Below are 13657 nucleotides of genomic sequence, written 5' to 3'. Positions count from 1 at the left end.
AGCCGCCCTTCAGGCCGTCAGGAGCCGGTTCAGCCCGCGCGAACGGACATCCACTGACGCATCGCGTGCTCGACCAGCGTGATGAGCGTCTGCTTGGTCGACTGCCGGTTGCGGGCGTCGCAGGTGACGATCGGGACCGACTGGTCGATCGTCAGTGCCTCGCGGACGTCCTCGATGCGGTGGTGGAGCAGACCGTCGAAGCAGTTGACCCCGACGACGTACGGCAGCTGCCGGTCGTCGAAGAAGTCGATCGAAGCGAACGCGTCGGCCAGCCTGCGGGTGTCGACCAGCACGATGGCGCCGATGGCGCCCCGCACGAGGTCGTCCCACATGAACCAGAAGCGGTGCTGACCGGGCGTACCGAACAGGTACAGGATCAGGTCGCTGTCCAACGAGACTCGGCCGAAGTCCATCGCGACCGTGGTGGTGACCTTGTTGGGCGTTGCGGAGAGGTCGTCGACCCCCGCACTGGCCTCCGTCATCACCGCCTCGGTGGTCAGCGGCACGATCTCCGACACGGAGCCGACGAACGTCGTCTTGCCCACGCCGAAGCCGCCGGCCACCACGATCTTCGCGGAGGTCGTAGGCTTCCGTGCGCCTTCTGCGGCGGCGTTGGGGCTAGAGCCTGCGAAGCCCACTGAGCACCCTCTCAAGGAAATCGATGGACGGCTTGTCCCCCACAACCATGCCGCCCTGGTGAATCAAAACCAAACCCATGCTGGCCATGTCGCCGATGAGCACTCGCGCCACGCCCAGCGGAAGCCGGAGCAGCGCGGCGACCTCGGCCACCGACCTGGTGTCGGTGCACAGCCCGCAGATGGAGCGGTGCTCGGGGAGCACCGCCGCGTCGCGCTCGAGTCCTCGTTCGCTGGTGGAGATCAGCGCCTCGATCGCCAGGTCGTAGTCAGGCCGGGTTCGGCCGCCGGTCCGGGTGTACGGGCGGACCAACGAGCCTGATTCGGCCGCCGGGTGCTCCTCCTGTCGCACGACCGGCTGAGGTCCGGTTGTGTACGGGAGCTGCTCCGGCACGCTCTCGGGCAAGCCGTGGGCACCGAACAGGTCGGCACCCGGACCTCCGAACAGGCCGCTGCCGTACCCGTCGATGTCGAATCGGTTGGGAACGTCGTCGTAGTCGTACGACGAGTCTTCAACCTCACGCTGAGCCATATCGCCTTGCCCCTGCTCTGTTCCTTCGTCCCGTGCTCTTCGGGCCTGCTCCGCCCACGGGCTGGGTGCGTCCTCGGCTTCCTCGTCCTGCGTGGGATGAGCATCCGGCTCCACGAACCGGAATCCGCCGGTCGCCCACTCCTGGTAGTTGAAGTTCCTACCGAAGGCACGGCCGTCAGCGCCAGATCGTTCAGCCATTTACTCACCCCCACGATCTCATGAGGTCTACCGCCGAACCACGCCCTGGAGCTGCGCGCGCAGCTCCGGGGTGAGCTGCTGGCCGACTCGCTCGACCAGCAGGGTCATCTCGTAGGCGACCAGACCGATGTCGCAGTTCGGGGCTGCGAGCACCGCGAGGCAGGAGCCGTCGCTGATGGACATCAGGAACAGGTAGCCCCGCTCCATCTCCACCACGGTCTGGTTCACCGTGCCCGCCTCGAAGCACCTGGCGGCGCCTGTGGTGAGGCTCACCAGGCCAGAGGCCACAGCGGAGAGCTGCTCGGCGCGGTCCCTCGGCAGTCCCTGGGAGCCGGCGAGCAGAAGCCCGTCCGCCGACACCACAACGGAATGCGCGACGCCGGGAACCCGACGCACGAAGTCGGTGATAAGCCAACCAAAGCTTCCTGGCTGAGCTGCGGTCGTCACTCCTGCTCCTCGTCTTGCCGGCTCGACATGTCACCAGCGTAAGCGTCGATCAGCGCGTGCCGCCCCCGACGGACGCCCTGCTGAAGACTCGACATGCGTCCACGAATGACATCTGCCGATCGTGGTGGCAGCGGGGGCTGCTGCGGTTGCTGCGTCGCGCCCGCGAGGGGCGCGGCGCTGCCCGGCACAAGCTGAGCCTTGGGCTTCCGCTTGGGGAGCCCTGCCTGCGTCGTGGCGTCGGGGGTGCTGCTGAGCAGGGACTGCGCGGCCTGCCAGCCCTCGTCCGCGGGCGACTGCCAGACGGACGCGGGGCTCGCCTTTGCCGCCGGTTCGGCCTGGACGGCCTCCGGCTCGCTCACCCTGCTCGTCTCCAGTGTGCGCTTGGACATGTTGCTCTGCGAACCGGGCTGCCGCTTGGGCAGACCGTTCTCGATGGCGCTGCTCGGGGCGGCGGCTTCCTGGGCCTGCTCCGACACCGGACGTGGCTTGCGCGTGGGCAGAGGAGCCTCCTCCCGCTGGGGTTCCGGCTGCACATCCTGCCGCGCGGGGCGCGGAGCGGGTGCGGCCGGGGCGGGCGGAACGGCCTGGGTGGTCGCCGCGGACGTCTCGCTTCCCACGGACTGGAACCACTGCGACAGGACGGCCTCGTAGATCGGGAGGCGTTCCGTCGGGGTGTCGTCGACCACGGGCCGCGCGGGCGCGGACGCCCTGGGTGCGCTGCTGCGCTGGAAGACGACCGGTTCCGGCTCGGGCTCGGGCTCCGGCTCCGGCTCCGGTTCCGGCAGCGGCGCGGCGAACGGCGCGAACGCGTTCGCCGAGTCGTCCACGGCCGGGAACTGGGTGGTCTGGTAGCCGTGCTCGTGGTCCGCCTGGGGAGCGTCGCGGTCCTCGTAGGCGGTGAAGAGGGTGGGCGAGCCGAACGTGCCCGTGGGCTCGTTCTGCGCGTCCCGCGCCACCGCGGGGGGCTGCTCCTCGACCATGGGAAGCCAGGACGCCTGGGAGATCTCCGCGGAGGTCTCCTGCGGCACCTCGGCCCGGTAGGGCGCGCGGGTCGCGTCGGCGTCCACGTCGGTCGACATGAAGCTGACCGCCGGGTAGCTGGACTCCTCGTCGTGCCTGCTGGTGACGCCCGCCGTGCCGTTGCCGCCGCCGAAGGCGCCCGCGATGCCGCTGGCGCGCTGGGCGGTGTTCGGGCTCGGGAAGGCGCTCGGGGCAGGCGCGCTGGGCGAGCCGATCAGGTCCGCGCCCATCGGGTGGGCGGTCTGACCGGCCGAGGTGACCAGCGCCTCGGGGACGGTGACGAGCGCGGTGGTGCCGCCCTCGATGTCCTCGTTGCCCCGGAGCCTGACCTTGACGTCGTGCCGCTTGGCCAGCCGCGCGACCACGTACAGGCCCATGCGGCGGGAGACGGCGACGTCGACGTCCGGCGGGTTGGCCAGCCGCTCGTTGGCGTCGCGCAGGTCCTGGTCGCTCATGCCGACGCCGCGGTCCTGGATCTCGATCGCCAGCTCGCCCTTGCGGGTGCGGGCCGTGCGCACGGTGACCTTGGTCACCGGGTCGGAGAACGCGGTCGCGTTGTCGAGCAGCTCCGCGATCAGGTGCACGAGGTCGTTGACCGCGCGGCCCTGGACGGTGAGCTCCGGGGTCTGGCCGACCTGGACCCTGGCGTACTGCTCGACCTCGGACACCGCGGCGCCGAGGACCTCGGCGACGGGGACCGGGCGGGTGAGCCGCCGGGACAGGTCGGTGCCCGAGAGCATCAGCAGGTTCTCGCTGTTGCGGCGCATCCGCGTCGCGAGGTGGTCCAGCTCGAACAGGCTGGCGAGCTGGTCCGGGTCCTGCTCGTCCTGCTCCAGCCGGTCGATCAGGTTCAGCTGGCGCTCGACGAGCGCCTGCGACCGGCGGGACAGGTTGACGAACATGGCGTTGACGTTGTCGCGGAGCATCGCCTGCTCGGCGGCCAGTCGGACCGCCTCGCCGTGCACCGCGTCGAACGCCCGCGCCACCTGGCCGACCTCTTCGCGCGTGGTGATGGGCACCGGCGCGATGGCGGTCTTGGCGGCCTCCTGCGGGTTCGGGTCGGCGAGGATCTTCTCGACCGCCTCCGGCAGGCCCTTGTCCGCCACGTCGAGCGCCGTGCGGCGCAGCAGGCGCAGCGGGTTGAGGATCGAGCGGGCGACGAACAGCGCCATGACGAGGGCCATGAGCAGCGCGCCGAGCACGACGCCGGAGTCGTAGAACGCCGCGGCGCGAGCCTCGCCGGTGCGCTCGTCGCTCAGCCTCTGCAGCTGCTCGATGAGCATGACCTCCACCTGGCGGGTCTTGTTGACCGTCAGGGTGGAGGACACGTCCCAGCCCTTGGGGCTGATGTCGCCGAACCCGCTGGTGGTCCCCGCCAGGTTGAGCGCCGTCTCCTGCATGTTGTTCGCCGTGTCGATGATCAGACCGGTGACGGTGTCGTCGTAGATCTTGGCCTGGTCGGGCGTGGCGGACTTGCGGAAGTCGTTGCGCGCCGCGTCCAGCTCGGCGTTGACGGCCAGGAGGGCGCGCTCCTGGTTGGCCGCGAAGCTGCCGCGCTGGAAGACGTCGAACAGGATGCCGCGCTTCTGCGACTCCTGCTCCTTGATGCGGGCCATCGCGTTCGTGGCCAGGTGGAGCCTCGCCAGCTCGGGGTCGTCGATGCCACCGATGGCCTGCTCGCCAAGGTCGAGGAGGCTCTCGACGGACTCCGAGTAGACGCGCAGGACCGCGTCTGACGGGTACTGCGTCTCGCGGACCGCGCTGCGCAGGCTGTTCAGCCGGGTGAGCTGCTCGGCCGTGCCGCGGAACCGCTCGACCGTCTCCGGGGCCAAGTCCCCGCTCAGGTCGATGATCTTGCTCTTGAGCGTCTCGACCGCGTCGCTCACCCGCACGAGCTGGCGGTCGAGCGCGACGCTCTCGATCTGCTTGCTCGACGCCACATACCACGTGCTGAGGTCGCGCTCGCGCTGGAGCTGGTGCACCAGGTCCGCGACCGCGGTCTCCAACTGCACCTGGTTGGCCAGTCGACTGAACTGCGTGGCGTTCGCCAGGTCGGACTGCACGCGCAGACCGCCGAGGGCGAGCGCCGCCACGGTCGGGATGAGAAGGACAGCCCCCAGCTTGGTGGGCAGGCGCCAGTTCTGCAGCCGCCACGAGGCGGTGCGCGCCTCCCCCTGCCTGACGCCTGTCGTCAACCCGGTTCCCGTTGATTCAGTCACAGTTCCATCACGCAGCGCAGCCAGTCCGTCACCCATTTCGGGGCTTTCGGTACGTGGTGGTTTCCCCACGCCTGACTGGCCGGAACCTCTCTCTCGTCGGGCCACCCTGGGCTTCCTCTTCCAGCAGCAGTGTTCCTCGGCCTCTCCCCAGGACCGAAGCATGGACTCGAAATCGGGCCGAATTGCAGCACATAGGTGGTAGCCCTGGCTAGGCACCCCGCCCCGGCGCCGTCCGCTCCGCACAACTCGCGGTGCAGTGCCACAGAGGCGGATGGTAGTGCCAGCCCCCTACCCTACGGAAGCCTTCGGAAGCACTCACCGTATCGGGTTGGGGCTGTCTTTTCATACCTACGGGTGGTTACCATCCACGAACGTCGACGTTCGTCGACCCAATTCCGTAGATCAAAATAGACCCGTTCCAGAGGTCAACCACCAACGAGGTGCCATGCCTACCCCAGCGCGTGTTCTCCGTCGCGCCGCAGCGTTGATCGTCTGCGCAACGACCCTGTCGGCCTGCGGACTGCTGCCGGGTACCTCCGGGGACGAGACACCCGCTCTCGAGCGCAACACGCTCAGGATCGGGGTCCTGCCCGTGGTCGACGTCGCTCCGCTCAAGCTCGCGCTCAACGACAAGCTCTTCGAGCGCGCCGGGCTCCAGGTCCAGCTGGTGGACGTGAGCAGCGAAGACGAAGGCCTCAAGCAGCTCGACAGCACGCTCGACATCACGTGGGGCAGCCACGTGAAGCTGTTCAGCAAGGTCGCGGAGGGCACCGAGCTCCAGATCCAGGGCGAGGCCTACCAGGCCGGGGCCAACTCGATGGCCCTGGTCACCACGAACCCCCAGTACGACAGCGCGGAGAAGATCAAGGCCAGGTCCGCGAACCGGAAGCCGAAGATCGCCGTGGACAGCACCAAGGACCTCGGCGCGCTGACGACGACGTCGGTGCTCCAGACCGCGGGCATCCAGTCGTCCGGCGTCGAGATGGTCACCATGCCGTTCTCGCAGATGGTCAACGACCTGCGCGCGGACAAGGTCCAGGCCGCCTGGATGATCGAGCCGTACATCACCAAGGCCCAGCGCGAGGTCGGCGCGCGCGTCATCACCGACACCGCCACCGGCCCCACCCAGGACTTCCCCATGTCGGGCTACGCGTCGAGCAAGAAGTTCGCCGACGCCAACCCGCAGACCCTCAAGCTGTTCCGCTCGGTCCTGCAGGAGGCCCAGCAGGCCGCGTCGGACGACAAGCTGGCCGTCCAGGACGTCCTGACCAGCTACATCGACGTCGACCAGCAGACCGCGGCGCTCGTGTCGATCGGCACCTTCCCGGTGTCGCTCAACTCGGTGCGGCTCCAGCGCGTCGCGGACATGATGGACACCGCCGACGTGCTGGTGGGCAAGCTGGACGTGCAGGTCCTGCTGCCGGAGGGAACGGCCAGCACCGGCTGATCGCCGTTTCCCCGCGTCATCCCGCCGAGGAGCCCTTCCCGCTGTCCGGAAGGGCTCCTTTGCTTTACGGGTCGGTGATGCACAGGGTGGTCGGCGGCGTCGGGTAGACGCGTGGGTTCTCGTCGAATTCGCAGACGAGTTCGTCAACCGTGCCCGAGTGCGCCTTTGCGACCTTGTAGGTGGCTCCCGAGCCGCAGCGGACCTTTGTGGTCTTGCTGGCGGCGATGCCCCCTTCCTCCTTGAAGCAATCACCGTCCGTGGCGTTCAGCATCAGACAAAGCCGAAAACCCCTGTTGCCCGCCCCTCCGCGGATGTACTCGTCGTAATCACCGGGCGGGCAGCGATCGGTCTCGGGGAGGTTCACGGCGACGCGGTACGCCGCGTCCCCGGCCGCGCAGTCGACCATTTCCACGTCGGCCCCGTCACGGCTGACCTCGTTCACCTTGAGGCAGTCTCCCGCCTCGGCGCCCGCCACGGCGGTGCGGCGGTCCTCGCCGCCGAACGACAGGGCCACGATGGCCGCCAGGGGGACGACGGCGGCCAGGGCGAGCACGATTTTGGTGCGGCGCGCCAGGCCGGTCCCGTGCGCCGGGACGGGGCCGTGGGGGTGTTGTTCCTGGTGGGTGGGCTGCCAGGGCTGCCGATAGCGGACCTCGGGCGCAGGCGCGCTGCCGGGACCGAGGGGTTGGACGAGCACGGCGTAACCCAGGGAATCGTCGGACGGCGGTGGCGCCGACCGCTCGTCGCGGTGGAAATCGGGAAATCGGGCGGGGTCGCGCTGACCTGCGAATTCCGATTTCCTGGAAATCCGGCCATTCACTGTGAACGCGGAGCGGTCCGCCGGTTCGCCGGTGAACCCGAACTGCGCGAGGCCGGTCGGCGGGGTCTCGGGCTCGGTCCGCGGGTCGTGCCGCGGGCCGGGGCCCGGATCGGCCGCGCCGGGCCGGGCTGCGGGCCGGGCTGCGGGCCAGGGGTCGGGGGACCGGTCGTGGCCGGTCGGCGCACCCCAGGGGGCGTCCTGGGAGGGAAAAACGGGCTGAGCGGCCCGCTGAGGTGGGGTGACGGCCGGTCCGGAGTGCTCCGGCCGCCGCTCGGGCTCCGGCCGCCAGGAGGGCTGCCAGGGGTCTTGCGGGCCTTCTGGGGGCGTGGTCACCGGGTCGTCCTCTCGCGGGGCGGACCCGGAGAACGTATCCCCGACCGGACGGGGTGGCACGCCTCTCGGCGGCGCGCCCGCGCGGGGTCGCTACCGCGAGTCGGCGGCGCGGGTTACGCAGAACGCGATCGAGCGGTCGCCGAGGGTGAGCAGATCACCCTCTTCGCACGGAAATGTGCTGTTTGCCACTTTCAGGACTTTGACCGCCCCAAACGTGTCACACGTCACTCGGACGAGGCCCATCTGGAGGTCGTCCCGGTAGCAGTGACCCGCCACCAGGTTGGGTCCGAGGCACACCGCGCCACCCGCCGTGGGCCGCGCGTCGGAACCGGGGCAGGCGTCCGCGACGTCGGCGACGCCGAGCACCCGCGCGTTCGCCTGCTCCGCCCCGCAGTCCAGCGCCGCGTAGCCGGGGGCGTCCGCCGTGCCGACGAAGCTCGCGCAGTCGCCCGCGCTGGGCAGGTCCTCACCCGCCGTGGGGGCGGCCAGCAGCCAGCCCCCGGCCAGGACCAGCGCCGCCGCGCCGATCAGCCATCCGCTCTCTCTCATGGACGGGGCATCGGCACAATCACTCGGCGCGGTTGAGCGGGTTCACCCCTACCGGTTACAGGTCGGCCGGGACGACGCAGAACGTGATGGGCGGCTCGGGGTAGGACATGCCCGCGCCGTCCGGGCAGCCGGAGGTGTCGGTGGAGCCCTCGATGACCTTGGTCACCTTGATCGTCGCCTCGCCTGCGCAGGCGGATTTGACCAGGCCGCCGAAGCCCCGGTCGTCCGGGCCGTAGCAGGCGCCCTCGACCATGTTCGGCAGCAGGCAGAGCGTGCTGGAGCCCTGGCCGCGCGCCTCGGTGTAGACGCCCTCCTCGGGGCACGGCGCGTCGGCGCCGTCCACGACCTTGCCGACCCGGAAGTTGGCCAGGTCCGCGTCGCAGTCGTCGGGGGTGACCGCGAGCGAGTCGCCGTCCGCGCCGGTGATCCGGACGCACTCGCCCGCCGACGAGCCGGGGCCCGTGAGGACGTGGACGGCGTACCCGGCGACGGCGAGGACGACCACCGCGACGGCGGCGATGGCGAGGACCCTGCGGTTGGGCGCGGGCTTGCCGCCGGTGTCGTTCCTGGCGTCGTCGCTGCTCATGACCACCTCGGCTGTCGCTGCGCGACCTCGCTGGCCACGGCGCGGGACAGCGTACTTGCGCCCGGCGCGCACACTGGTGGGACGCCCGCACCACACCCCCACCCCAACCGAGGAGGAGCGCGCCCGTGACCGACGGCCCCCTGATCGTCCAGTCGGACAAGACCCTGCTGCTGGAGGTCGACCACCCGGCGGCCGACGAGGCGCGGGCGGCGATCGCTCCCTTCGCCGAGCTGGAGCGGGCCCCCGAGCACGTGCACACCTACCGGGTGACGCCGCTGGCGCTGTGGAACGCGCGGGCCGCCGGGCACGACGCCGAGCAGGTCGTGGACGCGCTGGTGCGGTTCTCCCGCTACCCGGTGCCGCAGCCGCTGCTGGTGGACGTGGTCGACGTGATGGGCCGCTACGGCAGGCTCCAGCTCAGCACGCACCCCGCGCACGGCCTGGTGCTCCAGTCGCTCGACCGGGCGGTGCTGGAGGAGGTGCTGCGGCACAAGAAGATCAAGCCGATGTTCGGCGCGCGGATCGACGACGACACCGTCGTGGTGCACGCGAGCGAGCGGGGCAGGCTCAAGCAGCTGCTGCTCAAGGTCGGCTGGCCCGCCGAGGACCTCGCCGGGTACGTGGACGGCGAGGCCCACCCGATCGAGCTGGTCGAGGAGGGCTGGCAGCTGCGCGACTACCAGCGGCTGGCCGCCCAGGCGTTCCGGGCGGGCGGGTCCGGGGTCGTGGTGCTGCCGTGCGGCGCGGGCAAGACGATGGTCGGCGCGGCGGCCATGGCCGAGGCCGGGGCGACCACGCTGATCCTGGTGACGAACACGGTCGCCGGGCGGCAGTGGAAGCGGGAGCTGGTCGCGCGGACCTCGCTGACCGAGGACGAGATCGGCGAGTACTCGGGCGAGCGCAAGGAGATCCGCCCGGTGACGATCGCCACCTACCAGGTGATCACCCGGAAGTCGAAGGGCGAGTACAAGCACCTGGAGCTGTTCGACTCGCGGGACTGGGGCCTGATCGTCTACGACGAGGTGCACCTGCTGCCCGCGCCGGTGTTCCGGATGACCGCCGACCTCCAGTCGCGGCGGCGGCTGGGGCTGACGGCGACGCTGGTGCGCGAGGACGGGCAGGAGGGGGAGGTGTTCTCCCTGATCGGGCCCAAGCGGTTCGACGTGCCGTGGCGGGACATCGAGGCGCAGGGGTGGATCGCGCCCGCCGAGTGCACCGAGGTGCGGGTGACCCTGACCGACGCCGAGCGGCTCGGGTACGCGACGGCGGAGCCGGAGGAGCGGTACAAGTTGTGCTCGACGGCGCGGACGAAGCTGCCGGTGGTGAAGGCGGTGCTGGACAAGCACCCCGGCGAGCCCGCGCTGGTGATCGGCGCGTACCTGGACCAGCTGGAGGAGCTGGGCGAGGCGCTGGGGGCCCCGGTGGTGCAGGGGGCGACGAAGAACAAGGAGCGCGAGGAGCTGTTCGACGCGTTCCGGCGCGGGGAGCTGAGCACGCTGGTGGTGTCGAAGGTCGCGAACTTCTCGATCGACCTGCCGGAGGCGTCCGTGGCGGTGCAGGTGTCGGGGACGTTCGGGTCGCGGCAGGAGGAGGCGCAGCGGTTGGGGCGGTTGCTGCGGCCGAAGGCGGACGGGCGTCAGGCGCACTTCTACTCGGTGGTCTCGCGGGACACGCTCGACACCGATTACGCGGCGCACCGGCAGCGGTTCCTGGCGGAGCAGGGTTACGCCTATCGGATCGTGGACGCGGATGATCTTCTGGGGCCGAAAATCGGATGATCTTCACCCGTTCAGCGGGGAGGCGGCGGCTGTACGGGCTAGATTTTCGGTGATTTCGCCGGAAGCGCGGTGAGTTGCCCGGTGGGCGGCCCCGCGGAATGTCACGAACGGGACACGTGATCGTTTTCCGGGAAATGACGTCGGGTGATCGGACCGGGGTTCGGCGGGCGGTTCTCCGCGCGCCCGTCGAACCCCTGGATCACCCGCGCGGGCGCCCGACCCGCGCGAGGCGCTCCCGCCACCGCAGGGTGGTCTCCGGGTCGGCGGCGAACCGCTCGGCGCGGTCCGGGACCGGGGGCGCGGTCGGGACCGGGAGCCAGCCGTCGACCGGGACGAGCGAGGCGGTGGCGACGTCGCCGTCGAGCAGGGGCAGGGTGCCGAGGCCGCAGGCGAAGTCCAGCTCGGGCAGCGCGCCCGCGAGCGCGAGCCCGGCCGCCATGCCGACCGAGGTCTCCACCGCCGAGGACACCACGCACGGCAGCCCGCACGCCTCGGCCACGCGCAGCGCCCGCCGGACCCCGCCCAGCGGCGCGACCTTGATCACCGCGACGTCGGCCGCGCCCGCGACCGCGACGCGCAGGGGGTCCTCGGCGCGGCGGATGGACTCGTCGGCCGCGATCCGCACGTCCACGCGGCGGCGCACGGCGGCCAGCTCCTCGACGGTGCGGCAGGGCTGCTCGACGTACTCCAGGCCGCCCGCGGCGCGGTCGAGCGCCCGGATGGCCGTGACGGCGGTGTCCACGTCCCAGGCGGCGTTCGCGTCGACCCGCACGGCGCCGCCGGGCCCGAGCGCGTCCCGCACCGCCGCGACCCGTTCGAGGTCCTCGGCGAGCGGCGCGCCGGGGTCGGCGACCTTGACCTTGGCGGTGCCGCAGCCGGAGGCGGAGACCAGGGCGTGCGCCCGCTCGGGCGACACGACGGGCACGGTGCAGTTCACCGCGACCCGCTCGCGCACCGGCGCGGGCCACCCCTCCTCGGCCGCCTCGACGGCGCAGGCGAGCCAGGGGGCGCACTCGGCGTCGGAGTAGTCGAGGAAGGCGCAGAACTCCCCCCACCCCCGCTCGCCCTCCAGCAGCACGCCCTCGCGGACGGTGATGCCGCGGAACCGGGTGCGCATGGGGATCGAGTAGACGAGCACCCGCCGATGCTAGAGCGGGCGCCGGGGCGGCGGGTGGGGGCCACTGCTGGAGGGCCGCCACCGGGTGCGGCGCCGCCCGCCGCTCCCCGCCGAGGGGCGCGGCTCGCGACGGCAGCCGCCGGGAACCGCCCGACCGTCCAACTGCCGAGGGGCACGCCTCTCGACCGCTCCCGCCGGGTGCGGCGCCACCCGACCGCTCCCCCCGCCGAGGGGCGCGGCTCGCCCGGCCACCGCCCGGCCGCACCCACCGCCGAGGGGCGCCGCCCGGCCGCCCTCCGCCCGGCCGCACCCACCGCCGAAGGGCGCCGCCCGGCCGCCCTCCGCCCGGCCGCACCGACGGCACGGCTGCCGCACCGCCGATCACCGGCAGGCGGGCCTGGCCCCGACTCGCCCGCCCACCTCCGCCACCCGGCCGCGTCAGACCGCTCAAACTGTCAACTGTTGACAGTTTTACGCTTGTGGTCGCGCGCCCGCTCCCGCACCCGAGGTCGCCGCGCGGCACCCATCACCCCGTGCCCGTGCCCGTGCCCGCCGCACCCTGCCCATCCCCCGCGTCCCGCGCCCGCGTCCGCCGCCCGCGTCCCGCGCCCACGTCCACCGCCCGCGCCCCGTGTCCACGTCCACCACCCGCGTCCCGCGCCCACGTCCACCGCCCGCGCCCCGTGTCCACGTCCACCGCCCGCGTCCCGCGCCCGTGTCCGCCGCCCGCGCCTGCCGCTCTTGTTCGTCTCCGCGACCGCGACCGCGCCCATGCCCGTGCCCGTGCCTATGCCTATGCCTATGCCCATGCCCACCGCAAGCCACTCGCCCCCCGCCCCCACCCCCGTCACCGGTGGATCGCCCCCTCGGTCGTGGTCAGCCGCGCGCCCCCTCCGCCCCACCGCAACGCGATCATCTCCGCCGCGATCGACACCGCCGTCTCCTCCGGCGTCCGCGCCCCCAGGTCCAGCCCGATCGGCGACGACAGCCGTCCCAGCTCCGCCTCCCCCACCCCCGCCGCCCGCAGCCGGGCCGTCCGGTCGTGGTGCGCGCGGCGCGAGCCCATCGCGCCCACGTAGCCCAGGTCGAGCCGCAGGGCGACCTCCAGCAGGGGCACGTCGAACTTCGGGTCGTGCGTCAGCACCGCGACCGCCGTGCGCCGGTCGACCCGCCCCGCCGCCGCCTCGGCGGCCAGGTAGCGGTGCGGCCAGTCGACGACCACCTCGTCCGCCTGCGGGAAGCGGGCCGCGGTCGCGAAGACCGGGCGGGCGTCGCAGACCGTCACGCGGTAGCCCAGGAACGCGCCGAGGCGGGCCATCGCGGCGGCGAAGTCGATCGCGCCGAACACCAGCAGCCTCGGCGGCGGCTCGAAGGAGTTCACGAACACCGACAGCCCCTCGCCCCGCCGCTGCCCGTCCGGCCCGTACCGCAGCACCCCGCTGCGCCCCGCCGCGAGCAGCCCGCGCGCGTCGTCGGCCACGGCGTCGTCCACCCGCGCCGACCCGAGCCCCCCGGCCACCCGGTCCGGCCACACGACCAGGCGGGCGCCCGCGCGGGTCGGGTGCTCGACGGCGGTCGCGACGGCCACCGCCTCCCCGGCCCGCACCGAGGCGTCGACCAGCGGCAGCTCGGGGAACCCGGCCGCCGACACCGCCTCGACGTACACGTCGATGATCCCGCCGCAGGTGAGCCCGACGTCGAACGCGTCGTCGTCGCTGACCCCGAACCGCCGCAGCACCGGCGCCCCGCCCCCGACGACCCCCAGCGCCAGCTCGTGCACCGCCCCCTCCACGCACCCCCCGGACACGCTGCCCACGGCGGCGCCGTCCGCACCCACGAGCATCGCCGCGCCGGGCGGCCGTGGCGCGGAGCTGAACGTGGCGACCACCGTCCCCACCCCGACCACCTCACCAGCGGCGACCCGTCTGACCAGGTCGGGGAGCACGTCGCGCACAGCCGACCTCCAGGAGGGGCGC

Annotated in this window: 11 protein-coding genes; 2 read left to right on the top strand and 9 right to left on the bottom strand. The window is 72.2% G+C overall.

Annotation, left to right across the window (positions count from 1 at the left end; all coding sequences use genetic code 11):
- Positions 1-29: 29 nt before the first annotated feature.
- The 4 genes from AMIR_RS02325 to AMIR_RS02310 are packed head-to-tail and all read right to left on the bottom strand — an operon-like array spanning position 30 to position 5027.
- Positions 30-638: a GTP-binding protein gene (locus AMIR_RS02325; protein ID WP_012783091.1), complete on the bottom strand. Its 609-nt coding sequence runs from the start codon at positions 636-638 to the stop codon at positions 30-32.
- Positions 619-1365 carry a DUF742 domain-containing protein gene (locus tag AMIR_RS02320; RefSeq protein ID WP_041836526.1) on the bottom strand — a complete coding sequence of 249 codons (747 nt, stop codon included), beginning with the start codon at positions 1363-1365 and terminating at the stop codon, positions 619-621. Before AMIR_RS02320 ends, AMIR_RS02325 begins: the two co-directional genes overlap by 20 nt.
- Positions 1366-1392: 27 nt before the next feature.
- Positions 1393-1812: a roadblock/LC7 domain-containing protein gene (locus tag AMIR_RS02315; RefSeq protein WP_012783089.1), complete on the bottom strand. Its 420-nt coding sequence runs from the start codon at positions 1810-1812 to the stop codon at positions 1393-1395.
- Positions 1809-5027, bottom strand: a complete 3219-nt coding sequence (locus AMIR_RS02310; protein ID WP_245554575.1) for a nitrate- and nitrite sensing domain-containing protein — start codon at positions 5025-5027, stop codon at positions 1809-1811. Before AMIR_RS02310 ends, AMIR_RS02315 begins: the two co-directional genes overlap by 4 nt.
- 469 nt (positions 5028-5496) lie before the next feature.
- Here AMIR_RS02310 and AMIR_RS02305 point away from each other — a divergent pair, with 469 nt between their 5' ends.
- Positions 5497-6498, top strand: coding sequence for an ABC transporter substrate-binding protein (locus AMIR_RS02305; RefSeq protein ID WP_012783087.1), 1002 nt, complete (start codon positions 5497-5499; stop codon positions 6496-6498).
- 64 nt (positions 6499-6562) lie between these two features.
- Here AMIR_RS02305 and AMIR_RS38645 read toward each other — a convergent pair whose 3' ends face one another.
- The 3 genes from AMIR_RS38645 to AMIR_RS02290 all read right to left on the bottom strand — a co-directional run bounded on the left by AMIR_RS38645 (position 6563) and on the right by AMIR_RS02290 (position 8786).
- Positions 6563-7651 (bottom strand): LppU/SCO3897 family protein, encoded by a 1089-nt coding sequence (locus AMIR_RS38645; RefSeq protein WP_012783086.1) that lies wholly within the window; start codon positions 7649-7651, stop codon positions 6563-6565.
- Between the two features lie 90 nt (positions 7652-7741).
- On the bottom strand, positions 7742-8200 hold the full coding sequence (locus AMIR_RS02295; RefSeq protein ID WP_012783085.1) for an LppU/SCO3897 family protein: 459 nt from the start codon (positions 8198-8200) through the stop codon (positions 7742-7744).
- A gap of 55 nt (positions 8201-8255) precedes the next feature.
- The gene (locus AMIR_RS02290) at positions 8256-8786 is read right to left on the bottom strand and encodes an LppU/SCO3897 family protein (RefSeq protein ID WP_012783084.1); all 531 of its coding nucleotides are present in this window, start codon (positions 8784-8786) and stop codon (positions 8256-8258) included.
- 125 nt (positions 8787-8911) lie between these two features.
- On the opposite strand from AMIR_RS02290, the gene AMIR_RS02285 reads away from it, so the two are divergent.
- The gene (locus AMIR_RS02285; RefSeq protein ID WP_012783083.1) at positions 8912-10564 is read left to right on the top strand and encodes a DNA repair helicase XPB; all 1653 of its coding nucleotides are present in this window, start codon (positions 8912-8914) and stop codon (positions 10562-10564) included.
- Between the two features lie 199 nt (positions 10565-10763).
- Here AMIR_RS02285 and AMIR_RS02280 read toward each other — a convergent pair whose 3' ends face one another.
- Together AMIR_RS02280 and AMIR_RS02275 are read right to left on the bottom strand one after the other, a co-directional pair.
- On the bottom strand, positions 10764-11702 hold the full coding sequence (locus AMIR_RS02280; protein ID WP_012783082.1) for an o-succinylbenzoate synthase: 939 nt from the start codon (positions 11700-11702) through the stop codon (positions 10764-10766).
- A gap of 826 nt (positions 11703-12528) precedes the next feature.
- Positions 12529-13635 carry an XdhC family protein gene (locus tag AMIR_RS02275; protein ID WP_012783081.1) on the bottom strand — a complete coding sequence of 369 codons (1107 nt, stop codon included), beginning with the start codon at positions 13633-13635 and terminating at the stop codon, positions 12529-12531.
- Positions 13636-13657: the final 22 nt, after the last annotated feature.

It is taken from the genome of Actinosynnema mirum DSM 43827, from assembly GCF_000023245.1.
Classification (GTDB): domain Bacteria; phylum Actinomycetota; class Actinomycetes; order Mycobacteriales; family Pseudonocardiaceae; genus Actinosynnema; species Actinosynnema mirum.
Note: the sequence above shows the minus strand (reverse complement) of the source record. Positions and strands in the feature narration are given on the sequence as shown.